Raw genomic sequence first — 25,664 nt, forward strand, 5'->3', positions numbered from 1 at the left:
TTGACAAATGGATTAAATGCCGCATCATTTCACCGCTCACCGCTCACCGCTCACCGCTCGCCGCTCACCGCTCGCCGCTCGCCGCTCGCCGCTCGCCGCTCGCCGCTCGCCGCTCGCCGCTCGCCGCTCGCCGCTCGCCGCTCACCGCTCGCCGCTCACCGCTCACCGCTCGCCGCTCACCGCTCGCCGCTCACCGCTCGCCGCTCACCGCTCACTGTCCCGTTAAAGGTGGAAGATATTTTGCCGTCGCGGTCTTATGGGGCTAAACTTACTGGGTCGGGTCTTTCGTGTAAATTTGTTTACCCCTCCATAACATTATGCTTTGAACTTTTTAAGCTTGTGAATAAATGCTCTATAACTCTCCGTTTTGAAACCGACTATCGGCAATCGATATGATCAGGATTTTTCGTCATTATATTTCTAGCGCGTTTTTATGGTTGCTCGTTTTTGAAGCGGTCATGTTTTATTTTGCAATGTATCTGGGTAGCCAGGTGCGTTTTCTTTATCAGCCTTCCTGGTATTCGGAATCCGATATCGTTAATGCCAGTCTGATTTTTGCGGCAATTTTTACGCTATGCAATATCTCGCTAGGTTTATACCGGAGAAATTTAGGTATCCAAGAATACGATTTATTGGCGCGGGTCAGCTTCAGTTTCGGCGTCGGCATCTTTGTCGTGGTGTCGATTTATTACATTTTTCCTAATTTTTTGATCGCACGGAGCGTATTGGGCGTTTCTATCGTGTTTGCCTTTTTAGGCATGATGTTGATTCGGTATTTTTTTTATCGTTATTCCAAAATCGATAGGATTAAAAAACAAGTATTGGTCGTCGGTAGCGGAAATAAAGCAAAAGAATTGGTCGAATTAAATGCCGGTTATTTACATAAATCATTCAATATTGCCGGTTTCGTAGCTTTGCCCGATGAATTGTGTTGCATCGATGAGAGTTTGCTGATCAAGCAAGATAAGTCGCTTAACGAGGTCGCTCAAGATTTGAATATCGATGAGATCGTGTTGGCGATCGACGATAGACGTCGAGGCATGCCATTGACTAAGCTACTCGATTGCAAAATGTCGGGTTTCGATGTAGTAGATTTAGTTACCTTTTTCGAACGAGAGCGAGGGATTGTATCTCTTACAAATGTTTATCCGAGTTGGTTTCTATTTTCGGATGGTTTCGCGGTCAGCGGGCTACGGTCAATAGGCAAAAGATTTTTTGATATTGTAGTCAGCTTGATTTTATTGGCGGTGGCCTGGCCCATCATGTTGATGACTTCGATCGCGATTTTGATCGAAAGCGGAATCAAGGCGCCGATTTTTTATCGGCAAGTCCGGGTCGGCGAAAATAATCGCAATTTCGAAGTCATTAAATTCCGCAGCATGGTCGTCGATGCCGAGAAGAACGGCGCGCAATTCGCTCAAGAAAAGGATAATAGGATCACTAAAGTCGGCGCTTTCATTAGGAAATGCCGTATCGACGAATTGCCTCAAATTTTTAATGTTTTGACCGGCGATATGAGCTTCGTCGGGCCTAGGCCCGAGCGACCCGAATTCGTTGAAGGGTTTGTTGAACGGATCGATTATTATGCGGAGCGGCATCGCGTCAAACCCGGCATTACCGGATGGGCGCAGATATCTTATCAATACGGTGCTAGCGAAGACGATACGGTTAGGAAGCTCGAGTACGATCTTTATTACGTCAAAAATTACAGTTTATTTTTAGATATCAGCATCATTCTACATACGATTGAAATTGTTGTTTGGGGGAAGGGGGCTAGGTGAGAATTTATATTGAAAGATGAAAGATGAAAGATGAAAGATGAAAGATGAAAGATGAAAGATGAAAGATGAAAGAGGAAGGGTGAGGAGTTTGGAGAGGTTGGTTTGAATAAAAAATGTATTTTAGTGACCGGCGGTGCCGGCTATATCGGTAGTCATACTTGTGTAGAGCTGCTTCTGGCCGGTTTTGAAATCGTCGTAGTCGATAATTTATCGAACAGTAAATCAGAGGCGTTGCACCGAGTCGAAACAATTACCGGTAAACCGTTTACGTTTTATCAAGTCGATATTAGAGATCGAAGCGGCTTGAACCGAGTTTTCAATGAGCACGCTATCGATGCGGTGATTCATTTTGCCGGGCTCAAGGCGGTTGGGGAATCGTGCGCTAAGCCTCTGGAGTATTACCACAATAATATTTACGGTACTTTGGTGTTGACCGAAGCGATGACGGAAGCTGGAGTCAAAAATCTCGTATTCAGTTCTTCGGCGACGGTCTACGGCGATCCGCATAAAGTGCCTATCGAAGAAAGCTTTCCGTTGTCTGCGACTAATCCGTACGGAAGAACTAAGTTGTTTATCGAGGAAATTTTTAGGGATTTATCGGCAGCCGATTGCATGCAGGATTCTGGAATCCCCTGGAAAATCGCTTTGTTGCGGTATTTTAATCCGATAGGCGCGCATGAAAGCGGCCTGATCGGTGAGGACCCTAATGGCATACCGAATAATCTCATGCCCTATATTGCGCAAGTGGCGATCGGTAAATTGACGGAGTTGTCGGTATTCGGAAACGATTACCCTACGCATGATGGTACCGGCGTTAGGGATTATATCCATGTTGTTGATTTGGCGAAAGGTCACTTGAAAGCGCTTGAAGCCTTGTTTGCCTACCCGACCAGTCAAGCTGCTTGCACGGCGTTCAACTTGGGTACCGGGAAAGGTTACAGCGTGCTCGATATGGTTCAAGCTTTTGAGCGGGTTACCGGTCAAAAGGTGCCTTATAAAATCGTTCCAAGACGTGCCGGCGATATCGCCGAATGCTATGCCGATCCGGCTTTTGCGCAACAGCAGCTCGGATGGCATAGCGAAAAAAATCTGCAAGATATGGTTGCAGATACTTGGCGCTGGCAAAGTCGAAATCCGCAGGGGTATGCTTAATCAAGAAACCCTAATCGTTAGCCGGGCCTTACTATGCTGCGTTGCAGCAATAGTTTCATCACGGCTTGAACGCTTTCGTCCAGCGAGAGTGCATGCGTATTGACTATCAGCTCGGGTTTTTCGGGCTCCTCGTAAGGCGAGTCGATACCGGTAAAAAAAGGAATCTTGCCGGCACGCGCTTTTTTATACAAGCCTTTCACGTCTCTTTGTTCGCAGGTTTCCAACGGACATTGACAATAGATTTCGATGAAATCGCCGTGAGGGACCAATTTCCGTGCTGAACTTCGATCCGCGCGGAATGGCGAAATAAAAGCCGTCAATGTAATCACACCGGCTTCAATCATTAACTTGGCGATTTCACCGATTCTTCTGATGTTTTCTACTCTATCCTCATCGCTGAAGCCCAAGTCGCTGCAAAGGCCGTGTCTCACATTATCGCCGTCCAAAACGAAGGTTGAACAACCATAACGATGCAAATAGTCTTCGACGGCATGGGCCAATGTCGACTTTCCCGAACCGGACAAGCCGGTAAACCACAGTATCACGCTTTTGTGTTTATGTAGTTTTTCTCTGTCGTTACGGGTGATAGTGGCGTTATGCCACACGGTATCGGTGCTTTTTTGAGTCATATTGATTTGATGGGAATGAATTAACGAAAGGATGAATAATGTGTTTCGAAGCGATCGATAAATTGCGGGAGAGTTTCTATCGGCAGATGATTGATACCGGCTGCGGCTTTGCGTCCGCCTCCGCTAGGAAACATCGAGCAAAGTTCGTCGGCGCCGGTTTTATTGGTATGAGGAGCTCTAACGCTGACCAAATAGCCGCCCGAGCGGTTATGGCTCAGTATCGCATGAGCCCGGTCGGGATGATCATTTGCTAGCTCGTTGGCGAAAACGCCGCTGATGCGTCTGGCCCAAGCTTCGTCCGGCAGGATATAAACTGCCACTGAGGCCGTGCTATATTCGGACGCGATGCTTTTGGCGTGCGCCAGATCATTGTTATAACCATCTAAAAGGCGATTATAAATCACGGCTTTGTCATTGATAAAATCGAACGGAGACGAATAACCGGCCATTTCTAAATACAGTTCGGCGGGCGGAAAATGTAGATCCTCAATGCAACTGCCGTAACCGTTGTAATTGATACACACGCCAAGTTGTTTGAGCTGTTCGGTTTGGGCTTCGGACAATGATAGTCCGTTGGCCAGTTGCATGGCCGATTGATCTAGATTATCCCCGAAGGCGGCCGTGATGGCCCATTCCCGGTAGCGTCCTTGTAAATGACCGTCGACGAGTATACTGGTGCAGACATTGGCATCGGTATCGATCAGAGCCGTTAATGCGGTATGATCGGGTATGTCCCCGGGCCGGTGATGATCGACATAGAATACTTCGGCGCCTTGATCCAGAATGCGCTGGAGCGAGGACAGATTCTTTTCCAATGAAATGTCCAGCACCACGACTTTGTCGCCGGCTCGAGCGTCGACGCGCTCAAGCAAATTGATGTCGCGCTTAATTCCGGTCACCAATAGCGTGTCTGCAGGCTCTGCAAGTCGAAGCTGAATTAAGGCGCAAATGCCGTCGGCATCGCCATTGAAAACATCGAAGCGCATTCGTTTTTCCTTAAATAATAAACAATGGAAGGCAAAGTATAGGCAAAAGCCGGCGCGATACCAACTGCCTAAAAGAAAAGGTTAGATAAACCCGCTATAATCTTTATCGTTGTCTGTAAAAAATTGTAATTATTCAGCATAAGTCATGTATGAGAAGGTGTCAGGCATTGATTTATAAGGCTGTCTGCAACAGGACGTTGCAGTCAGAGCTTACAGGGATGTATTCACCCAGCACCTAAATAAGCCATGATTTTGAATCATTGCCAAAGACCTATGGAATTTAGGTGCTGGGTTCACGCGTCCTTAGAAATCAATGCCTGACACCAACCTACCGCATGCGCTGAATAGTTACTAAAAATTTATCATTACCAAGGATTTCCCTATGATACCTGTTATTTTATCCGGCGGTTCGGGCACCCGGTTGTGGCCGTTGTCTCGCGGACAATATCCTAAGCAGTTTCTGCCGCTGGTTTCCGAACGAACGATGATTCAAGAAACCGTGCTGAGACTCAATGGACTCAAACATATCAAACCTCCAATCGCCGTTTGTAATGAAGATCATCGCTTCATGCTGGCCGAGCAAATGTGGGAAATCGGCGTCAAACCGGCCTCCATTATTTTGGAACCGGTCGGCAAGAACACCGCGCCTGCTGTCGCGATGGCGGCTTTATCAGTTGCTTCCGACGACGTGCTTTTGATCTTGCCGGCCGATCACGTCATTGCCGATTGCGCCGCGTTTCATCAAGCCGTCATTGCCGCCGATACACTGGCTAGGCAAGGGCAATTAGTGACTTTCGGTATTGTGCCGACACAGCCTGAAACCGGTTATGGCTACATACAACGTTCGCAGTCGCAACAGGGCGAGGCATTCAGAGTCGCGGCATTTGTCGAAAAACCGGATGCGGAAACCGCGCAGCGTTATATCGAAAGCGGCGATTTTTATTGGAACAGCGGCATGTTCGCCTTCAAAGCCGGCGTTTATCTCGACGAATTGGCGAAATTCAACCCCGAGATGTTACAGGTTTGCCGAGAGGCACTGCAATCGGCGCAACAGGATTTGGACTTTACCCGTATCGGCAAGGATATTTTTTCGACCTGTCCGGCCGATTCGATCGACTATGCCGTGATGGAAAAAACCGCCAATGCCGTCGTGATTCCGCTCGACGCAGGATGGAACGATGTCGGTTCATGGACCGCACTTTGGGACGTGACGCCGAAAGATGACGCGGGCAATGCGGTGTTCGGCGATGTTTTGGCGGTCGATACCGAAAATTCATATTTGTATTCCAAAGATAAATTGGTTGCCGCTATCGGCGTTCAGGATTTGGTCATTGTCGAAACCGACGACGCCTTATTGGTTGCGTCCAAGGACAAAGTGCAGGAAGTCAAGGCGATCGTCGATTTTTTGAAAAGCCAAAAACGCAGTGAAGCCGATTTACATCGCAAGGTTTATCGTCCATGGGGGCATTACGATTCGGTCGATAATGGGGAGCGCCATCAAACCAAACGTATTTTGGTCAAGCCGGGCGCCAAGTTGTCCTTGCAAAAGCATCATCACCGGGCCGAACATTGGATCATTGTCAAAGGCACCGCTTTGGTTACCAAGGGCGATCAGCAAATTCTATTAGCCGAAAACGAGTCGATTTACATCCCGCTAGGGACCGTCCATTGTTTGGAAAATCCCGGCGTGATTCCTCTGGAAATGGTCGAGGTGCAATCGGGCAGCTATCTAGGCGAGGACGATATTGTGCGTTTTCAAGATCAATATGGTAGGGTTTGACAAACATTTTAGGGTGACCGACCTGCCGGTTATCGATGCAATAGCGTTTATATGCCTTCCGCACTTCAAATTTCGGCATTGACGTATGGAGGCACCGGGGTGTTCGGCAAAGGCTTTGACAGCAGGGATGCTGTCACAGAGCCTACATGGACGTATTCACGGCGTCCTTTGACGGACACCCCGGCGCCGAAATTTGACCAGTAAAGGGTATAACCCCCATACAAAACTTTCAGATCTTAATTTCATTAACAGGAGATATCGATGAAACAAATTATCACGAAAGCCGTGTTTCCGGTCGCGGGTTTAGGCACCCGGTTTTTGCCGGCCACCAAGGCGAGTCCGAAAGAAATGTTGCCGGTCGTCGATAAACCGTTGATTCAATATGCGGTCGATGAAGCGGTCGCCGCAGGTATCGATACGATGATTTTTGTGATTGGCCGTAATAAAACATCGATTGTCGATCATTTCGACAAAGCCTACGAGCTTGAAACCGAACTGGAAGCAAAAGGCAAAATTCAAACTTTACGGATGATACAAAATATCGTACCGCCGCATGTGTCATGCGTTTATATTCGGCAGTCCGAAGCGTTAGGCTTGGGGCATGCTGTATATTGCGCAAGGCCTATTGTTGGCGACGAACCGTTTGCGGTTATTTTGGCCGACGATTTGATCGAGGACAAAGACCGTGGATGTATGCGGCAAATGGTTAGCGTATTCAATCAAGAGCGCAGTAGCGTTTTGGGAGTCGAGCAAGTCGATCCGTCTGAAACCGGTAGTTACGGCATTGTTAAGACCGAACCGGTCTCGGAGAAACTAAGCGATGTGAAGTTGATTGTCGAAAAACCCAAGCCGGAACAAGCGCCGTCGAATTTAGCGGTGGTTGGCCGCTATATTTTGACGCCGGCGATTTTCGATAAAATCAAACGGACCAAAAAAGGCGCCGGCGGAGAAATACAGCTCACCGATGCGATTGCTGCATTGATGGCCGACGAACAGGTCTTGGCGTATGAGTTTGAAGGGCAGCGCTACGATTGCGGTTCCAAGCTCGGCTTTTTAATCGCGACGGTCGAGCATGGTTTATTGCATGAAGAGTTGAAAAACGATTTTGCCGATTATCTGAAGAATCTTGCGGCCCGAATTTAAGATCGGACATGAAATAAGTTAGGCAACTGACGCCAGAATTTTCCTCGTTCCCACCGCTCCTGCGTGGGAACGCATACCGATTTTGCCTCAGGCTGCCTGGCTATGAGTTCCCACGGAGGACCGGAGAAACCGAAAAAGCTTTGATTTAATCCGTTTCGGCGTTGATCCCGTAGCCTTGAAACAAACAACGAATTTCTTCGAGTCCATCTTCGATAGACCAACTAACCGAACGCGACAGCAGGTCGAGCAGAATGATGGCATTAACAGTGGCATCCTCGGTGCTTGCCGCCCTAAAACGGTTGGCAAGGGCTTTGTTGATGATTTGCAGATTATGATAACGTTGCATCAGTTCATCCAATTCAAAGGTATGTTCAAGACCTTGCTTATACTTGAAATATTGACCCAGCAAATACATTGATGTACTTCGGTAAATTGTTTCGTCGTCGCTGGCCAAGGGTAGATGAAAGCGTGCCATCGGCTTTAAATGTTCGGTATGAGGGCAAGGGCTAGTGGCCATGATTAAACCCAGTAACGAGCTTAATGCTCGCTGCATCGTGGTTTTTCCGCTGATCGTTCGTTCCGGCGTGATAACTTCTAGTGCCACCGATTCATAAGAAATTAGCGTCCCGCACAGCTCCATAAGCGGCTGCAAATTGACGGCGACGGGACATTGCGGTGACTCCTCCTTTGCCAAGGTGCAATTGCTGCATTGGTGGTATTCGAGTTCGGTCCAGAATGGCGGCTCCTTGAGCTGGGGACGGGTAAAGGTCATCGTTGTTTGATCGATTTCAATTGCGAATTCAATAACTTTATTGTCGGCGAACGAAAAACGATAGAGAAAATGTAAGTTTTGATCGGTCATGCGATTTTCCAATATGAAGCCGTCTTATCTTTGATATTCAGTGGGTCTTCGGTTTCTAAGTTTACTTTATCGATTAGACTTTATATAAGTATTACTTAATTTTGGCAAAGGATGATTTAAACGGGTGGATTATGAACGAGGGTGAGGTAAAAATTTTATTAGTGGATGACGAACAAAATGTTCTCAAGGCTTTATCCAGGATTTTGCGAGATTATCAGCTAGTGACCGCGCAGAGCGGCGAAGAAGCATTACTATTAGCCAAAGAAATCGAATTCGATTTAGTGATTTCGGATTATCGAATGCCGGGCATGGATGGTGTTGAGTTCCTAAAGAAGTTCATTAAGTTGCAACCGAATGCCATGCGCATGATTTTGACCGGTTTCGCAGACCTTGAAAGCGCTCAGCATGCGATCAATGAAGCAGGCGTATTCCGGTTTCTTAATAAGCCTTGGAATAATCTCGAAATAATCAATGCGGTTGCAGTTGCGCTAGAGCATAAACGAATATTGCAAGAAAATAAGGATTTAGCCGATCAGGTTCGAAGGCAGCAAGCGATTTTGAAAGACCAAGAGACTATTCTAAGAGCACTGGAAGCCGAAGAGCCCGGTATTACCAAGGTCAATTGGGCCGCGGACGGTTCGATTATCATCGATGCAGATGAATATGAATAACGGAGTTAAAAATTTAAATCGAATCGTAGGGTACGCCGCGCGTACCTAATGTCGGCGCATGGCACAATGATCCTAAATTCGGCAGTTTGTTTCTGGTTCCCACGGTCCTCCGTGGGAACCCATACCTTGGTTGCCGAGGTAAGGTCGGTATGCATTCCCACGCAGGAGCGGTGGGAACGAGGAGTTTTTGCACTCAGACTCCAGTGTGCCTCACAAGCTTGCCATCCATGGCGGAATGACGGGTTTACCTAAACTTAATCCTAAATTCGGCAGTTTCACCATGAAGCACATGAAGTATTTCAAGAGATTACTTAAAAATTTTCTTCATGATATTCATGGTGAAATGCTTTTTCTAGGATGATGGTATGCACAGCGTACCCTTATGTTTCGACATTGGCGTCGTATTAATTTTCGCTATTAATGCGAAGACAGCCTATTTATTGCCTAATCGAACTTTTATTGACAGCTGCCCTCCGTTTTCTCGTAAATTGAAAATATCGTTTACGTTTTTTTCGGTTAGTATCCGGTCTTTTAAATACAGTAGATCATTGCACAACACTTCTTTGACCTCCATTCCTGCTTGCAATTGAGTCCAGGACATTTCGATTACGGGCCTATCGTCCTCTTCCGATTCAGGCAGGTATTGCAGAAAGATATCGCTGACATCGGGGTCATAGAGACTCCCTTTTTTCAATTCGATATGCTTTTTGACTTGAACGATCGGTAACGATTCGCCGGTTAGCGTGCCGTCGAGATAGGAAATGTAGTCCCGAATTACCGCGAGGATACGCGAGCCGATCGGTATTTCCGTGCCGATCAAGCCTTTCGGCATGCCTGAACCGTCGTAATGTTCATATTGGTGATAAATGATCGAAGCGGCTTCTTGGAGTTGCCGGATGTCTTTTAGCATCATTTGCCCTTCCTCGGCATGTTTGTAATAGCGCTTTTTATCGTGCCAAGAAAGTGAAAACAGCGGCTGTTTCAATAGCTCGTCGGGTAAGCTCATTTTGCCGATTTGCAAGAGCAGTCCGGCATACATCACGTTGTTGATGTCTTCATCGCTCAATTGCATGAGCCGCGCTATGTTTCGGCCATTTTCCGCAATAAATTTGGCATGACCGCTTTTGATGCCGGGCCGCATTTCGATAATTCGGGCAAAGGTTTTAATCGAGTCGGCATATTGTTTTTTTAAGGCTTTGTTGGCTTTGTCGATTTGTGCCAACGATTTTTTCAATTGCCCGGTTCTTTGTTCAACCTTCTCTTCGAGGTGAGCATTGAGTTCCTTGAGTTGTTCGTTTTGATTCTGAACAATGGCGAATAAGCGGTTACGTTCATCGCGAATGAATTTTTGCTCCAACGCATTATGCACCAGTATCTTGAGCTCGTTATCGTCCCAGGGTTTGCTGCAATAACTATAGATTTTGCCTTTATTGACGGCCGCGATCGTCGATTCGATGTCGGCATAACCGGTCAACAAAATACGCACCGTTTCCGGCCATTGCTCGGCAGCCTTGGCTAGAAATTCCGCGCCGTCCATTTTCGGCATGCGCATGTCGGACAGGATCAAGTCGACCGGCTCTTGGTTTAATAGCGCCAAGCCTTCCGAACCGTTTTCAGCGGTATGAATCCTATAACTGCATGAACGGAACAAGCGCTTTAACGCCTTGAGTATATTCTGCTCATCGTCGACGAGTAATAACGTAGGCTGATTTTTTGCGTCCGCTGACGGGTCGTTCATAGAATGAATCCTGGGCAAATTGACTGTCGTTAGTTAAGACATTTTTTATTAAGGAATATGCACAAATTTACTTCTACAAGTTTTAGGCACTGTGGAGGTTCGGCGACTCGCTTGACAGGACGCCGTGAATACATCCATGTAGGCTCGACGGCGGCTATCAGATTGCCATGGATGGCATGAATGCAGATTTTGCAGGAGCAAAAATCTGCCCTGCCGCCGACGCCTGTCAATCGAGCCACCGAACCCCCTTCCAAAGTTGTCGACGTTATCTCATGCTTGTTCCTAAGTTTTAATATAGCTTAGCATTGACGATAGCGTTAAGGGTAAGTTGTGAGCCTCTAAGGTAGAATAGCCAAAAAGTTCGGCTTATCATTTCACTGCTAACTAATCATAGCCCGAGAGAAATAACTCAGGAGATTTTTTGAAATTCATACATACATCCGATTGGCATATCGGCCGGCAGTTTCACAACGTTTCGTTGCTCGATGATCAACGGTATGTGCTAGAGCAACTGATCGAACACATTAGGCGCGAGTCGGTCGATGCGCTGATCATTGCCGGCGATATTTATGACCGCTCGGTTCCGCCGGCATCGGCCGTGCAATTGCTCGATGAAGTGCTCAATACCATCTGTAACGATCTGGAGGTTCCGGTCATCATGATTCCAGGCAATCATGACGGAGCCGAACGGCTGCGATTCGGTTCCAGGCAGCTCAGCCGAGCGGGGCTTCATATCATCGGCGAATTGACGCAAATCACTGAGCCTGTGATCTTGCAAGGCAAGGCCGGCCCGGTTTGCTTCTATGGAATCCCATATAACGATCCCGAGTCGGTGCGCAATCACTTCGGCGTAGACGTATCCACGCATGACCAAGCGCACGCTTTTCTGGTCGAACAAATCAAGGCGGCAGCATCGGATCAAACTCCAAATGTATTAATAAGCCATTGCTTCATCGATGGCGCCGAAGCTTCCGAATCCGAAAGGCCTTTGTCGATCGGCGGCGCGGACCGCGTTAATTACGAGCCGTTTGCAGATTTCGATTATGTCGCGCTCGGACATCTGCACAGTCCGCAGTATAAAGGCAAGGAGCATATTCGTTATTCCGGATCGATTCTCAAATATAGCTTTTCGGAACAAAGGCAACAGAAAGGGGTAACCTTGATCGAGTTGAATATTGACGGTCTAAAATCGACCGCGCATCTAGCTTTACAGCCGCAACGCGATATGCGGACGATTGAAGGCGAATTGAAAACGATTTTGGAACAAGGCGAGACCGACCCGAACCATGACGACTATTTACTGATTAGACTGACAGACCGGCACGCGATTCTCGATCCTATCGGGAAATTGCGAGAAGTCTACCCGAATGTCTTGCATTTGGAAAAACCGGGCATGCTGGAAACCGGCGAGCGACAAGTCAATCGCGATAAACTCAAACGGGGCGAGTTGGAAATGTTTCGGGACTTCTTCGAGCAAGTCTTCGGCGAAACATTAACGCCGGAACAAGATGAGGCGATTCGTCATACGATTTCGCTTATTCATAAACAAGACGGTGATCGTGCATGAAGCCGGTAAAACTGACGATTCAGGCATTCGGACCGTTTGCCGGAAACGAAAGTATCGATTTCGGCTTGCTCGGACCCAATCCTTTGTTTTTGATCAACGGCCCGACCGGCTCCGGCAAAAGCTCGATCTTGGATGCGATTTGTTTTGCGTTGTACGGTCAAAGTACCGGCGCGGAGCGAGAGCCGTCGCAGATGCGTTGCGATCATGCCGATATTAACATGCTGACCGAAGCGATATTGGATTTCAATCTGGGGACTGAAAACTACCGTATTCGCCGCATTCCCGTTCAAGAGCGGCCTAAGAGCAAGGGCGAAGGTACCACGACGCAACAGGCCGAAGCCCAGTTGTGGCAACTCGACGGCACCGACGAAGGCAAGCTCATCGTTGCCAAAAGCGTGACCGATGCGACGAACGAAGTCAAACGATTGATCGGTTTGGATGTTGAACAATTTCGTCAAGTCATGTTATTGCCGCAAGGAAAATTCCGCGAATTGCTAATGGCCGATTCGAAAGAGCGGGAACAAATTTTCGGGCAGCTATTTCGAACCGGAATTTACAAACGCATCGAAGAAGCGTTAAAAAATCAAGCGGCCGGTATTCGCCAAGAAGTCGAACGGCATCGAAACCAGATCAAAGGGATTTTGCACGGCGCCGAAATGGCATCCGAAGCAGAAGTCGATGAAGTGCTCGAGGCTCTGCAACCCGAACTTGTTGCCGCTTCGGAGGAGAAGGAACAAGCCAATCAGAAAATGTTGCAGGCCGCGCGCGTCAGAGACCAAGCGCAAGCATTGAAGCAACGTTTCGACAATCTCGACACCAAACAAAAAGCGCTGTCCGACAAAGCCGCACAAAAACCGGAAGTCGATAAGCTACAGCATCGGCTCGACAGCGCGTTGCAAGCTGAAAAAATTCGGCATCTCTACGATAATTATCGGGCCAAGACGAAAGAGAAGGCAAAATTATTCGAGCAGATTCAAGCCTGCCAAACAGCGCTTCAATTAGCCGCTGCAAACGAACTAGAAGCCAAGCAAAGCGTCGATGCCGCTAAACAGGCTTACGCCGAGGTCGAGGCATTGAAGCATAAGCGCATTGAACTTCAGCAATATCGAGACCGGATTGCGGAGCTGGCCGAGGCCAGGGTGACGCTTCAAAATCGCCAAAAAGAGTTAACCGCCGCGAGAAAAGCATTCGATGCTCGAAAACTCGAACAACAAGCGCTGATTAACGAATTGGCGGACAAAGACAAGGCTTTTGTCGAAATCAGTCGCGAATTGGAATCGCTCGCGACGATGCGGATCGAATGGGAAGCGCAACGCCGCAATCTCCAGCAGCGTCAACAGTTGGAAGATCTGCGTAACGAGCAAACGCGCTTACGGCACAACGAGAGCAAGCTTGCCGCAGCCTTCGAAACACAAAAAGCCGCCTACGACGCGCTTGAAAAAGAAGCCCGTCAAATCGAGTTGCATTGGCATCTCGGACAGGCCGCGTTATTGGCCGAAGCACTGCAAGGCGGGCAGCCTTGCCCGGTTTGCGGCAGTATAGAACATCCGAAGCCGGCGGTAGCGGCAAATGACGAGGCGCTCGTGACCAAACACCAAGTCGATCAGGCGCGCGCCGATGAAAATCAAGCGCGTAACCTCATGCAAAACGCCAAGGAAAAATGGGATGCCGCGTTGAATGAGTTGGCTGTCAATCGAAAAGATATCGAACAATTGGAACGGCAATTAGAACAACTGGCCGAACAGCCCTTGCAAGCGCTTGTCGATACGTTCGCTAACGTAAGCGAGACCGTCGATCGGCTCGTTGAGCGGCAAGCGCAACAAAAGACCTTAGGCGCGCGAATCGATACGATCAAAGGATTGCTCTCTAGCATGATTGAAACGCTTGCCGAACTGGAAACGAAGGCCGCTAGCGTCAACGAACAGTTCATACAAGCCCGATCTAACTCGGAACAGTTGGAAAAATTAATACCTGAAGACTATCGGGAGCCGAAAGCGCTTGAACAAGCTTTGTCTCAGTTGAATCGGCGTATCACGGCATTGAGCGATGCATTGACTCAAGCGGAAGCCGACTATGCCGCAAAACACTCGGAACTAGACAAGGCAAGCAGCAAGCTGGAGGCCTTACAACAGCAGCGCGAAACGCTTGAAAGCCAGTATAGCGAGGCCGAAGCGCAATGGCGCGATGCGCTCGCACGCAGCGCTTTTGCCGATGCCGACGCATTCCATTCAGCGTTGATGGCCGACCCCGAACAGCACAGCCTCAAAGCCGAAATCGAAGCCTATCGAGACGAACTGGTCGGCTTGCAAGAAGTCGTTAAGCAACTTCAAGCCGATTTGGCAGGCCATGCCCCACCCGACATGCAAGCGATCGAAGGGCAATTGACCGAACAGACCGCACGGTACCGAAAAGTCGAGGAAAGCTGGCGAAAACTTGAAGAACGCGTTAATCAGTTGGTCCGCGTCAAAGACAAATTAACCCAGGCCCGCGTCACGCAAGCCGAACTCGAGGCGCGTTACGAAGTGTACGGCACGCTTAGCGATGTCGCCAATGGTCAGACCGGCGATAAGATCAGCCTGCAGCGTTTCGTGTTGAGCGTGTTGCTCGACGATGTGCTGATTCAGGCGTCCGAGCGTTTGACTCTGATGAGCAAAGGCCGTTACCGACTGGTGCGCAAGGAAGACCGAGCCAAAGGCAACAAAGCGTCAGGCTTGGAGATGGAAGTCGAAGATGCCTATACCGGTAAAAATCGTCCGGTCGCGACCTTGTCGGGCGGCGAATCGTTCATGGCGGCCCTGGCGTTGGCGCTGGGCTTGTCGGATGTCGTGCAGTCCTATGCCGGCGGAATCAAGCTCGATACCTTATTCATCGACGAGGGTTTCGGCAGTCTCGATCCGGAGTCGCTGGATTTGGCGATAAGAACGCTGATCGATTTGCAGGCCTCAGGCAGAATGATCGGCATCATCTCGCATGTGACCGAATTGAAGGAGCAAATGGCGCTAAGGCTCGATGTCATCGGCTCCAGAACCGGCAGCAGCGTGCGCACCATAACTATTTGACACGGAAATCACCGGTATCAGTAAAAAAGCTAATGTTCCTTAGCAGACAGCGGTTACTGCTAAGCCAAACTCAATGGCTTTGGCGAGCTTCGGGAAGCCAGAACTTCCGGTTTTTACTTCCCAAGCTAGAGCTGGGTAAGGAGCGAAATTATTTTGACTTAGGAATAGGCGCGAAATAACTTGGGCTTTAGCTTCGGCAGCGGTATGTAATTACGCATTATCAGATTAAATCAAAGAAATAACCTAAAATCACAAGCTCCCAACAAAATTATTAACCCATACAAACCATGCCTCTCCTGAAGATCGAAGAATTCATTTGGCGACACAGAAGACCGTTTGTCGTCCTTTTTTCCGTTGTGATCGTTCAATTTTTCGAACTGGCATTATTGCACGTTAAATACGATATTTTTACCGGTGGATTCTTACAACCTCATTCCTACAGAACGCTACCCGAAAGAGCTATTTTTTTACTGCTAACACTTTGGTACGACTTCTTTCTCTGCGGCATACTGGCCAGCCTTTGGTTTTATACCGCCGACCGGCTCAATAAGTTCGGCATCATTATTTATTACGGCTTCACGGTTATCGTATTGCTGGCGATGGGGATTTGGCTCGGACTCAAGTTCAAAGTTCTGTCTTATTTCAACGATACGATCAATTACCAAATCATCAGAAACTTGGGCGGGGGCAGTCTGAGGGAAGGCTTGCTCTATGCCTCTAACGAAATCGCTTTGTTTGTCGGCATCATGGCCGTCATTATCATCGTTTTTATCGCGATTGCCCGATTGTTAACAAATCATGAATTCGTTCGAGACTACCACCAACAAAGCACCGAAACCAAAACATTCAAACGTTTATTGATAACGCTCGGAGTAATCACGCCCTTTTTGACCTATTTTATTTCCGAAAACCATTTTCTTCGCTACGGCTTGCAAAAAAAGACATCTTATCACCTCGTTAGCTCGGTCTTGGATACGTTGACCGACTTTGACGGGGACGGCTACGGCCTCTTAGGCTATCCCAAAGATCCTGCATTGTTCGATGCGCAAATTTATCCCGGCGCCATGGACATTCCCGGTAATCGAATCGACGAAGACGGCATCATGGGCGATGCCGTATTGATGCCGCTTAAACCGGATCCATTGCGAGCGATAGAGCCGCGGGCGGGAAAACACATTGTCTTGATCGTATTGGAAACCGCGCGATTCGACTTGCTCGAACAGCAAATCAACGGGCGTTATGTCGCGCCGGTTATACGCGAAATAGCGCGAACCGGCACTTCGATAGAATACGCCTACAGTCATACCGGCTATACTACAACCTCGTTGATGGCAATATTCAATCGGGAATTGATTAACCACGATCACCGCCACCGCTTAATCGATTATCTACAGAAATCCGGTTACGGAATCTCGATTATATCCGGTCAAGACGAATCGTTCGGCGATATTGCAAAAAATACAGGCATGACTAATTCGGGCGTTTATTATTTCGACGCGCGCACGGCAATCAAAGACCGGGTATTTCCAAGCAAAGATCCAGGCAGCCTAAGGCTCAGCGAAGAACGAGTCGTGGCACAGTTTCAACAACGCTTCAACGAACTTGATTTAGATAAGCCGCAATTTATCTACATTAATTTTCAGGCGGCGCATTTTCCGTACTCGCATCCGAACATGCAGAAAATCTTAATCGACGACTTTATTCCACGGTCGGAAATCCGTGCGGAAAATCGCGAACGGGTCGCTGAAACCTATTGGAATGCCATAGCCAATGCCGATTGGGCGGTCGGGCAAGTGGTCGAAGCGCTAAAGAGATACGATCTCTACGACCAAACCACACTGGTTATACTAGGCGATCACGGCGAATCGTTATTCGAAGACGGGTTTCTCGGACACGGTCATGCGATCAACGACGCGCAAACGCATATACCGCTCGTATTCAACGATCCCAATATAGAAGTAAGGGAAGCGATAGGGCAGGTCGATGTCGCCGAAATGGCGATCCGCTCGGCATTCGGATTGCCGAACCAACGGCTCGACCAAGAAAAAACAGTCTTTCAATTAGTCGGCAACTTAAAGTTGCCGGCACTCATCGGCCATGTCAAATACGGCGGAGACAGGATTGTTTTCGACTTTCGATCGGAACAAGCGTTTCTAAGCGAACTTCAGCAATGGAAACCCTATCAAGACTGGCTGAAAGATCCTCAGCAAAAAGAGCGCATGACCCATATCATTCGCGAATGGGAAAATTTAAAATGGCATGAGTTTGAATACCGGCAACGGACGAAATTTCCAAGTGCTCAGGTTTATATGCATCAGCATTGAACATCCTAGAGGCTGTGAAAGTATTGCCGAATACAGCATACTCCCCTCATACGTAATTATTCACACCCCTATCGTTCCCACGCTCCGGCGCTCGCCGTTATATACCTTTCGCACTTCAAATTTCGGCAGTGCCTGGGTGTCCGATAAAGGCTTTGCCAGCATGGAGCTGGCATAGAGCCTACATGGAAGTATTCACGGCGTCCTTTAGCGGACACCCAGGCGCCGAATTTTGATCTACGATGATGATATGGACTCCTCTCACTCTGTTGGTGTCAAATAGCACCTTAGTAAAAAACAAAACAAGAGGAGTCCGAGATGAATACTAGCGTAATTGGTTTAGATATCGCAAAGAACATTTTTCATCTGTATACGTTGAATGCGGATAATAAAGTCATCAAGAAAAAACTCAAACGGGCGCAAGTCTTGACCTTCTTCGCCAATTATCCGGTCAGCACGATTGGTATCGAGGCGTGCGGCAGTAGCCATTATTGGGCTAGAGAATTAACTAAACTGGGCCATGAAGTGATGTTATTGAACGCGAAGTTTGTCAAGAGCTTCTTGGTCGGCAACAAGAATGATTTTAACGATGCCCAAGCGATTTTTGATGCGGTCGGCCGGCCCAATAAGCGGGTGGTGGCGATCAAAACCGAGGTACAGCAAGATATGCAACTGCTTCATAATCTACGCCAGGATCTGGTCAAACGACGAACTGCTGTAGTGAATCAGATTCGTGGAGCCTTGCTGGAGCGCGGCATTGCCATTCACAAAGGGGTCGATCAAGTCAGAAAACAATTGCCTGATATTTTAGAAGATGCCGAGAACGGACTGACGGCGCTGTGTCGAGAGCTGATTGCGGAGCAAGCTGAGCGGTTGAGAGAATTGGATAAGGTGATTAAGGAGCAAGACAAACGGCTGGGCAGGCTCAGTCAAGCCGATGCATTAAGCCGGCGCATGCTGGATGTTCCCGGGGTGGGTCCGATCACCGCCACGATTGTGGCATCTGATATCGGGGACGGCAAAGGCTATACCAGTAGCCGAGATTATGCGGCGAGTCTGGGCCTGGTTCCCGGGCAGCATAGCAGCGGCGATAAACCCCGCTATCTGGGGATCAGTAAGCGGGGTAATCGTTATATCCGAACCAACTTAATTCATGGTGCCCGCGCGGTGGTCAAAAACTGTGCTGGCAAAACGGATCAACTCAGCCGGTGGCTGCAGTCGCTGGTCGAGCGACGCGGCTTTAACAAGGCCGCGGTTGCCCTGGCCAACAAAAACGCCCGCATCTTGTGGGCAATGACCACGAAAAATGAAGCTTATCAAGGGGCGCCTGCCTAACGCGGGCATTGGGCCGGGTTATCCACCCTTTGCCCACCGGCTCCCAGCTAGAGAAGAGAGCTCGGAGCCCGTGGACAAAGCGTGGATAACCCTGATGAGTGAGATTGATTTAACCGAGTACACAAGATTGCGGAGGCAAGTAGACAATCAGTGATGACAACAACAGGTCAGACCGGTGCTTTTACAACCCGTTATACCCATAGGTTCTTAAGAAACCGTTACGATGGTTGAGGAATAAGCGCGCGGATAGATTCATCAGGAGTCCTGAGGCAATAAAGCCTCTGTTGAGAGACCGAATATATGGCAGCAATCTTGATCTCTGTTTTGACATCATTTTTTGAAAACTTGGCTTGCAATAAACGAGGAGTCCATATATGGGTATATACAAGTACCGGTAAGTTTGCTAAACAGAGGTTATCGTATACTTGGAAACGGGGCAGTTTGATAAATTAGCTGATATTGAACATCAGTGGCTTTCCCTCACCTAGCGTTAGGTGAGGGACGACGAAGGCGTCGCTCCCACAAAGGGGCGGATGCTCTGTGGGAGCGATCCCCAGATCGCGATTTCGAGGCCTAGTGTGTGAAGCGACAATCAATGGTATCGAGGCCTCATGGGATAGGATTGAAAAAAGTAATTCAAGATCTATGTATAACGATGAGCGCAGAGCGTGGGAACGATAATTTCCGGGGGACTGAATAGTTACCCTCATACTCATAAAGTTAGCCATTTTTTGAGTATCAAGGGAGCAAGGCTAAGATATAAATTCGCACGACGGATCGTGGACGCTGAAAAAATCGGCATGATTATTTAATCGAATCCGCTCCGACAGCCTTGCCTTGAGTTGCCGCGATTCCTTTTAACCAGGCGCCGGCAATCGGTGCATTCGGTACGCCCGAGGCAGACATAAAGCTGAACGGCACCGAAGTCAAAGCCATATCGTTATTGATTTGCACGGCAAAATGCAGATGAGGTCCGGTGGTAAATCCGGTATTGCCGGAATAAGCGATCAATTGACCCGCTTCGACGCGCAAGCCCGGATATACCTGCGTTTTTTCTAGTTCCAAGTGCGCGTAAACAGCCATTGAACCGTCATCGTGCAGAATGCGGATCCGGTTGGCGCGTGTGCCGAAGGCCGGCTTGACGCCGCCTTCGAAAAAATCGCGCTCGACATCCATCACGACTCCGGACCTAGCCGCATGAATCGGCGTGCCGACCGGCATCGCGATATCGACCGCATAACGGTTTTCCGGGTCGGTGTGGCTGAATTCGCCCTCGAAACCTTGAGTAACTTGAAATGACTCGCCGTCCGCGAAAGGCGGGAGATAGGCATGCTTGGGTAGATAGTCCGTTAGCGGCGGCCCTATTGCATAACGATAGTTCACAGTAAAACGAAAACCGGCTTGCGGTTGTGCTTCGCTAATTTCGAGCAGCGTTTTCGATAGCCCTGGAGGCACGATAAAGCGATGCGGCAACGCCGGATTGGCCAAAGCATTCTCGTGCTCGACAAAAGCGACTTCCACTTGCACCGGGCCGCCGTAATCGTTACGGATGGCGTAAGTCGGGCGCCGCTTGTCGCCCCCTTGTATCAACCAGACCTTTTGCCGTTGTTCGACTTTCAATTGCCGGATCGTAACCGGTAATTCCGTGTCGGGCGCCTTGTCGGTATAGTGCCAAATGCCTCGTTCGTCCTGATATTGATAAAGCTTTTTAGCGGCAACGTTAAACGAAAACAGAACCCATATAATGCCGACCAGAGCCGGTGCGTGCCGTAAGGCAAAAGACGATGTTTTGCCGCCTTTCCGATAGTCAAATAAAGCAAGACGAAAGGGTGATGAAAAATGACGAGAACTCTTCATGCTTTGATTCCTCATTTCCTCGGCTCCAGTAGCTGTGAAAGTATTAACTAATACATCATAAAAATTTATTCACCATGAAGAACATGAAGGAAATGAAGAAAAAACTATAAAATCAATAACCTAGCTTCATGCGCTTCATGGTTGTTTCGCAAGATTGAATACTTTCACCGTGCCGTGATGGGTTTCGCTTTACGCTACCCATCTACGGTTGCGTATGTAGGCCTGATTAGTGTGTAACCTGGCAGGGAATCCAACGATAGGTCGGGTTATAGCTAATTATTCGTGCCCAATGTCATCATCAAAATTGCTGGCCCCTCACCTAGCGTTAGGTGTGGGGGCCGAACACTCCGGCGCCTCCTTAGACAATGCCGAAATATCAAGTGCGAAAGGTATAACTTCTTCAGATCAGATTTGCTCGCTCCCAAACTCTTGTTTGGGAGTGTCTACCGTCAAGCTCCGCTTGACGAATAATAAGCATAGCTTAAAGGTAGGCATTCCCAAGTAGAACTTGGGAACGGTACGCCCGTGAGGGCGTACTACCAGTACGGTGAAAGTCCGTACCAGAGCAAGCCAAAAGCTCTGAAATTGAAGGTAACTGCGTCACCGCGAGGTGGGGTGGGGAGTAACCGGAAATGAACTGTCAGTCTGTAGTAAGGCAAACTCGTTTCGGTTCTGTGCAGTGGCGAGCCTTCCGTTCCATGGCGAAGCCTGGAAATCACAGATCACGCTGATTTGGCTGATAAAGCGATGATCTGACTGCATGGGATGTTTGGAGATTGAATGACAGGAAGGTAGTACGTAGCAAGCGGGGAGACCTGTCGGTTGCAGTGAACGACCGGCAGGAGTCAGAGCCCTCATAGTAGTGAAGACGGAGACAGACAGAGCCCTATAGAGCTTGTGGGAAAGCCGAACCAGAAATCCCGACAGCCGGGCGTAGCGTGAAACCGGCTCTGTCTTACGTCCTGTAACCGTAGAGACGAGCGGGAAGCAAAACCGCTATTAGCTAAGGGGGGTAGGAAGATAGATGCGAACTGAACAGAACAAGGCAACCGAAGAGGTAGAATCCACAGTGTCAGAACAGACTAGACAGGAAACAGACATCCCGGTGCTGCAGCAGTGCTCTGAGGTGAAAGCCGGAATATGGACGGAACGCATGTTGGCGGCACTGGGCAACGGTGTCAAAGGAGGCAAATGGCATAGTTTGATGGATAAAATCTATGCGGAACGCACCTTGCGGATCGCCTGGCAACGGGTGAAAAGCAACCGAGGAGCGGCCGGCATAGACAAGATCAGTATCGAGCGATTTGAAAGTAAAGCGGAGCAGTATCTGCAAGAATTACAGCAGCAACTGCAAAGCGGTACGTACCAACCGCAAGCGGTCAAACGGGTAATGATCCCGAAGACCGGAGGCGGCGAGCGGCCCTTAGGCATACCCACGGTCAAAGACCGGGTGGTGCAGATGGCGGTTAAACTGGTGATAGAACCGATCTTTGAGCACACCTTCAGAGACAGCAGCCACGGATTCAGACCGGGCAGAGGTTGTAAAGACGCCTTAAGAGCGGTCGATGAATGGCTCAAAGCCGGCTACACCTGGATTGTCGATGCCGACATCAAAGGCTACTTCGACAACATCAGTCATGACCTACTCATGAGCAAACTTGGCGAGCGACTCGCTGACCGACGTTTGCTCAACTTGCTGGAAGCCTATTTAAAACAGGACATCATGACCGAATGCGAAAGCTGGAAGCCCAAGCAGGGGACGCCACAAGGGGCGGTACTGAGTCCGTTACTGGCGAACATCTACCTCAACGAACTGGATCACCTGATTGGCGACCGGTATCGCATGGTGCGCTATGCGGATGACTTCATCATCTTGGCGGCCAGCGAAGCGGAAGCCGACGCAGCCCTGACCGAAGTGAAACAGTGGATGGCGCACCACCAGCTCGAACTGCATCCTGACAAGACAAGGCTTGTCAACGAACAAAACGACCCGCACGGATTCGACTTTCTGGGCTACACCTTCAAAAAGGGACTGCACCTAATCCGCAAGAAAAGCCGAAAGGCGATGCGGGATAAGATAAGAGCGCAGACCCGGCGAAGCCAAGGAGTTTCAATCGATACCGTGATTTACCGACTCAATCCGATATTACGCGGCTGGTTTAACTACTTTAAACACGTCCACAAGAGCGAGTTACAAGCCATGGACGGATTTGTACGGCGCAGACTCAGAAGTATCTTGCGCAAGTACCAAAAGAAAGTAAGCGTCCAACCGAGCCACCTATCCGCGCTCAACGGAACATGATTTAATCCAGGTGACCGAACGGCAGTAGTTCGTCGATACGGCTGTTGGGCCAGGTGGGTAGTTTTTCCAAGGTTTCGTTTAACCAAGCGGCAGGATCGAGGCCATTGAGTTTGGCGGTGCCGAGCAGGGTTTGAATAACGGCGGCCCGTTGACCGGCGCGCTCGGATCCGGCAAACAGCCAGTTCTTTTTGCCCAGGGCAATCGGTCGGATGGCGTTTTCCACCGGGTTGTTGTCGATCGGTAAATCGCCGGTTTCGGCGTAACGCGTCAGGGCCGGCCAGCGTTTCAACGTGTAATCGATGGCTTTGGCGGTTGCGGTATTCGGTGCGGTGCGCAACCGGGTTTGGTGCAGCCAATCGTGTAAGTCCGTGAGTGCCGGCAGGCTTTTCTCGGCCCGAAGGGTTTGGCGCTCTCGGGATGTCAGTTCCCGCGCGTCTGCTTCGAGCGCATACAAGTCCGCGATACGGTTTAGCGCCTCCTACGCGATCGGGCTCTGATTGGCCTGATACAGATCGAAGAATTTCCGCCGCGCATGCGCCCAGCATGCCAGCTCGACACACGGTTCGAGTAGGCAGGACGATTCGGGATGCGCACGCGCCGTCGCAAACAGGGCTTTGTAGCCGCCGTAGTCGTCGACCAGCAGGTGACCGTGCCAGTCTTGTAGAAAGTTCTGCGCATGCCGGCCACTGCGACCGGCTTGGTAGTCGAAGGCGATAATCTTGGGTCCGGGTTGCAAGTCGTTGCTGCGGTAGGCCCACAGATAGGCTTTCTTGGTCTTGCCGTTACCGGGATCCAGTTGCGGGACCGGGGTTTCGTCGGCGTGCAGGCTGTCGCGCTGCAATAAATGCCAGGTTAAACGATCGGCCAAGGGCTCCAGGGCGACACCGAGGCGTCCGACCCAATCGGCCAGGGTCGAGCGGGACAAGACCACGCCGCTGCGGGCGGCGATTTGTTCCAGTCGGTACAGCGGTAAGTGATCAAGGAATTTGCCGATCATCACCCAGGTCAGCAAGCCGACCGCTGCCATGCCGCCGTCGATCACTGCCGGGGGAATCGGCGCCGCCGTGATGTTTTCGCAAGTCCGGCAGGCATATTGTGGGCGGATATGACGATGGACAAAGAATTTGGCCGGCTCGACGTCCAGTTGTTCGGTGACGTCTTCGCCGATCTTGACCAAGTCCTTGCCGCACTGACCGCAAGTACAGGATTCGGGTTCGTGACGGTGCTCGATGCGGGGCAAATGATCCGGCAAGGGCTGGCGTCCGGCGCGCGGACGTTTGGGGCGAATGACCGTTTCGCATGGACTGTCATCCTGTAGCTGCTCGACTTCGGCTTCGATGGCCGAGATGTCGGTGTTCCAGGTTTCCTCGAATACATCGCGCTGCAGCGGCGCCAGGGCTTCGCTCTTGGTGCTGAAACGGATACGCTTGTAATAAGCCAGTTCGTGCGTCAGCGCGGCGATTTTAATGTCTTTGGCCTCCAGACTGCTGTCCTTCGTTTGCAAAAGACGCTGCTGATCAGCAATGGTTTGCGCATCCTGCGCGGCTTGCTCGATCAGCGCCTGAATCATCGCCGCGACTTGCGTTTTCGCGGCGGGTTCCAGGTTTAATTGATCGAGTTCGGCCAGTGGATTCATGGGGCTCATTATACCATCTAAATCCTCTTTACGCCTTGATTTTATTGGGTTTGAGCCACTTTTTAAGAGGCTTTTCAAACCCGGCTTTCACACCTGCCAGTGGTCCGGCAGTTTGGCCGATAAGCGTTGCCAATCGACACCGACAATCAACCATTGCCATTGTGCGTGACTGAGCGCAAACACGGTTTCACCGACCTTGGGCCAGGTAAACGAACCTTGATGCAAGCGCCGCTGGCACAGCCAAACGCCATTGCCGTCCCACAACAACACTTTCAAACGATTACCGGCGCGATTGCGAAAAATAAACGCCGAACCGGCGCACGGCGACTGTGCCAAGCGCTGCTGCACGATCGCCGACAAGCCATCGATGCCGCGCCTCAGGTCGACCGGCTCGATCGCCAGCCAGATTTGTACAGGACTCTCAATCAAGCCAGACATTGCAGCAACTCCCCGAGCCAATGCGGCGATACACTGCCCGGGATTTCCAAAACGTGGCCTTGCGGCCAACGCAACGACATCGAACCCGAGACCGTCGGCTCCGGTTGCAACCGGACCGGTATTAATGCAGGCGCATCGGAGTCAGCCGCTTGCCGAGCCAATCGGCACCAGCGGGCAAAGGTTTTGACGTTCAAGCCCGCCTGACGGCAATACGCCGTCTTGGTCAATCCGCTGGCTTGCCAGGCTTCGATATGGTGTTTCTGTCTCTCTGATAATGCCATGTGCTCTCCTCGTGGAAAAACTCTGAGGATAACCGCGGCGGGGAAGGTTTTATAGATGGTGGCGTTGGACGCTTACAAAAGAAAGGGAGCGGGACAGGGAGGAACGTCAGAGACCATCAACAATGG

17 protein-coding genes and 1 pseudogene are annotated in these 25,664 nt (G+C 49.8%); 10 read left to right on the forward strand and 8 right to left on the reverse strand.

The genetic code is table 11. From position 1 onward, the window contains the following. The first annotated feature begins 392 nt into the window (after positions 1-392). Entirely contained in the window at positions 393-1,781 is a 1,389-nt protein-coding gene (locus WJM45_RS07165; RefSeq protein ID WP_341328277.1) for a TIGR03013 family XrtA/PEP-CTERM system glycosyltransferase, read from the forward strand. Between the two features lie 102 nt (positions 1,782-1,883). After that, complete coding sequence (galE, locus tag WJM45_RS07170; protein WP_341328278.1) at positions 1,884-2,933, forward strand: UDP-glucose 4-epimerase GalE; 1,050 nt, start codon at positions 1,884-1,886, stop codon at positions 2,931-2,933. Positions 2,934-2,950: 17 nt separating this feature from the next. Here galE and cysC read toward each other — a convergent pair whose 3' ends face one another. Beyond that, entirely contained in the window at positions 2,951-3,562 is a 612-nt protein-coding gene (cysC, locus tag WJM45_RS07175; protein ID WP_341328279.1) for an adenylyl-sulfate kinase, read from the reverse strand. Between the two features lie 20 nt (positions 3,563-3,582). Next, positions 3,583-4,548 (reverse strand): DHH family phosphoesterase, encoded by a 966-nt coding sequence (locus WJM45_RS07180; protein ID WP_341328280.1) that lies wholly within the window; start codon positions 4,546-4,548, stop codon positions 3,583-3,585. A 382-nt stretch (positions 4,549-4,930) separates the two neighbouring features. On the opposite strand from WJM45_RS07180, the gene WJM45_RS07185 reads away from it, so the two are divergent. Then, a complete protein-coding gene (locus WJM45_RS07185; RefSeq protein WP_341328281.1) occupies positions 4,931-6,328 on the forward strand; it encodes a mannose-1-phosphate guanylyltransferase/mannose-6-phosphate isomerase in 1,398 nt (465 codons plus the stop codon). Positions 6,329-6,589: 261 nt separating this feature from the next. Then, positions 6,590-7,471, forward strand: coding sequence for a UTP--glucose-1-phosphate uridylyltransferase GalU (gene galU, locus WJM45_RS07190; RefSeq protein WP_341328282.1), 882 nt, complete (start codon positions 6,590-6,592; stop codon positions 7,469-7,471). A 145-nt stretch (positions 7,472-7,616) separates the two neighbouring features. Here galU and WJM45_RS07195 read toward each other — a convergent pair whose 3' ends face one another. Then, complete coding sequence (locus tag WJM45_RS07195) at positions 7,617-8,333, reverse strand: hypothetical protein (RefSeq protein WP_341328283.1); 717 nt, start codon at positions 8,331-8,333, stop codon at positions 7,617-7,619. A gap of 131 nt (positions 8,334-8,464) precedes the next feature. On the opposite strand from WJM45_RS07195, the gene WJM45_RS07200 reads away from it, so the two are divergent. After that, positions 8,465-9,004: a response regulator gene (locus tag WJM45_RS07200; RefSeq protein ID WP_341328284.1), complete on the forward strand. Its 540-nt coding sequence runs from the start codon at positions 8,465-8,467 to the stop codon at positions 9,002-9,004. 433 nt (positions 9,005-9,437) lie between these two features. On the opposite strand, the gene WJM45_RS07205 is transcribed toward WJM45_RS07200, so the two are convergent. After that, positions 9,438-10,742 carry an HD domain-containing phosphohydrolase gene (locus WJM45_RS07205; RefSeq protein ID WP_341328285.1) on the reverse strand — a complete coding sequence of 435 codons (1,305 nt, stop codon included), beginning with the start codon at positions 10,740-10,742 and terminating at the stop codon, positions 9,438-9,440. A 421-nt stretch (positions 10,743-11,163) separates the two neighbouring features. Here WJM45_RS07205 and WJM45_RS07210 point away from each other — a divergent pair, with 421 nt between their 5' ends. The 4 genes from WJM45_RS07210 (at position 11,164) to WJM45_RS07225 (ending at position 19,024) form a co-directional block, all read left to right on the forward strand. Continuing rightward, positions 11,164-12,309 (forward strand): exonuclease SbcCD subunit D, encoded by a 1,146-nt coding sequence (locus tag WJM45_RS07210; protein WP_341328286.1) that lies wholly within the window; start codon positions 11,164-11,166, stop codon positions 12,307-12,309. Beyond that, complete coding sequence (locus tag WJM45_RS07215; RefSeq protein WP_341328287.1) at positions 12,306-15,368, forward strand: SMC family ATPase; 3,063 nt, start codon at positions 12,306-12,308, stop codon at positions 15,366-15,368. Before WJM45_RS07210 ends, WJM45_RS07215 begins: the two co-directional genes overlap by 4 nt. Before the next feature lie 287 nt (positions 15,369-15,655). Next, positions 15,656-17,692 carry a sulfatase-like hydrolase/transferase gene (locus WJM45_RS07220; RefSeq protein WP_341328288.1) on the forward strand — a complete coding sequence of 679 codons (2,037 nt, stop codon included), beginning with the start codon at positions 15,656-15,658 and terminating at the stop codon, positions 17,690-17,692. Between the two features lie 315 nt (positions 17,693-18,007). After that, positions 18,008-19,024 carry an IS110 family transposase gene (locus tag WJM45_RS07225; RefSeq protein WP_341326526.1) on the forward strand — a complete coding sequence of 339 codons (1,017 nt, stop codon included), beginning with the start codon at positions 18,008-18,010 and terminating at the stop codon, positions 19,022-19,024. Positions 19,025-19,828: 804 nt separating this feature from the next. On the opposite strand, the gene WJM45_RS07230 is transcribed toward WJM45_RS07225, so the two are convergent. Then, on the reverse strand, positions 19,829-20,881 hold the full coding sequence (locus tag WJM45_RS07230; RefSeq protein ID WP_341328289.1) for a M23 family metallopeptidase: 1,053 nt from the start codon (positions 20,879-20,881) through the stop codon (positions 19,829-19,831). Positions 20,882-21,905: 1,024 nt separating this feature from the next. On the opposite strand from WJM45_RS07230, the gene ltrA reads away from it, so the two are divergent. Then, positions 21,906-23,183, forward strand: coding sequence for a group II intron reverse transcriptase/maturase (gene ltrA / locus WJM45_RS07235; RefSeq protein WP_341328290.1), 1,278 nt, complete (start codon positions 21,906-21,908; stop codon positions 23,181-23,183). Position 23,184: 1 nt separating this feature from the next. Here ltrA and WJM45_RS07240 read toward each other — a convergent pair. The 3 genes and pseudogenes from WJM45_RS07240 to WJM45_RS07250 all read right to left on the reverse strand — a co-directional run bounded on the left by WJM45_RS07240 (position 23,185) and on the right by WJM45_RS07250 (position 25,538). Further along, positions 23,185-24,819: pseudogene (locus WJM45_RS07240) on the reverse strand (IS66 family transposase). Between the two features lie 87 nt (positions 24,820-24,906). Further along, a complete protein-coding gene (tnpB, locus tag WJM45_RS07245; RefSeq protein ID WP_341328291.1) occupies positions 24,907-25,257 on the reverse strand; it encodes an IS66 family insertion sequence element accessory protein TnpB in 351 nt (116 codons plus the stop codon). Next, entirely contained in the window at positions 25,245-25,538 is a 294-nt protein-coding gene (locus WJM45_RS07250) for an IS66 family insertion sequence element accessory protein TnpB (protein WP_341328292.1), read from the reverse strand. The genes tnpB and WJM45_RS07250 overlap by 13 nt, the downstream gene beginning before the upstream one ends. Positions 25,539-25,664: the final 126 nt, after the last annotated feature.

The organism is Methylotuvimicrobium sp. KM2 (genome assembly GCF_038051925.1).
Taxonomy (GTDB): Bacteria; Pseudomonadota; Gammaproteobacteria; order Methylococcales; family Methylomonadaceae; genus Methylotuvimicrobium.

Coding starts and splice junctions, on each gene's coding strand:
- WJM45_RS07250 (WP_341328292.1), bottom strand. CDS start 25,538: ATGGCATTATCAGAGAGACAGAAACACCATATCGAAGCCTGGCAAGCC.
- ltrA (WP_341328290.1), top strand. CDS start 21,906: ATGCGAACTGAACAGAACAAGGCAACCGAAGAGGTAGAATCCACAGTG.
- WJM45_RS07180 (WP_341328280.1), bottom strand. CDS start 4,548: ATGCGCTTCGATGTTTTCAATGGCGATGCCGACGGCATTTGCGCCTTA.
- WJM45_RS07215 (WP_341328287.1), top strand. CDS start 12,306: ATGAAGCCGGTAAAACTGACGATTCAGGCATTCGGACCGTTTGCCGGA.
- tnpB (WP_341328291.1), bottom strand. CDS start 25,257: ATGTCTGGCTTGATTGAGAGTCCTGTACAAATCTGGCTGGCGATCGAG.
- WJM45_RS07185 (WP_341328281.1), top strand. CDS start 4,931: ATGATACCTGTTATTTTATCCGGCGGTTCGGGCACCCGGTTGTGGCCG.
- WJM45_RS07165 (WP_341328277.1), top strand. CDS start 393: ATGATCAGGATTTTTCGTCATTATATTTCTAGCGCGTTTTTATGGTTG.
- WJM45_RS07205 (WP_341328285.1), bottom strand. CDS start 10,742: ATGAACGACCCGTCAGCGGACGCAAAAAATCAGCCTACGTTATTACTC.
- WJM45_RS07200 (WP_341328284.1), top strand. CDS start 8,465: ATGAACGAGGGTGAGGTAAAAATTTTATTAGTGGATGACGAACAAAAT.
- WJM45_RS07230 (WP_341328289.1), bottom strand. CDS start 20,881: ATGAAGAGTTCTCGTCATTTTTCATCACCCTTTCGTCTTGCTTTATTT.
- cysC (WP_341328279.1), bottom strand. CDS start 3,562: ATGACTCAAAAAAGCACCGATACCGTGTGGCATAACGCCACTATCACC.
- WJM45_RS07220 (WP_341328288.1), top strand. CDS start 15,656: ATGCCTCTCCTGAAGATCGAAGAATTCATTTGGCGACACAGAAGACCG.
- galU (WP_341328282.1), top strand. CDS start 6,590: ATGAAACAAATTATCACGAAAGCCGTGTTTCCGGTCGCGGGTTTAGGC.
- WJM45_RS07195 (WP_341328283.1), bottom strand. CDS start 8,333: ATGACCGATCAAAACTTACATTTTCTCTATCGTTTTTCGTTCGCCGAC.
- WJM45_RS07225 (WP_341326526.1), top strand. CDS start 18,008: ATGAATACTAGCGTAATTGGTTTAGATATCGCAAAGAACATTTTTCAT.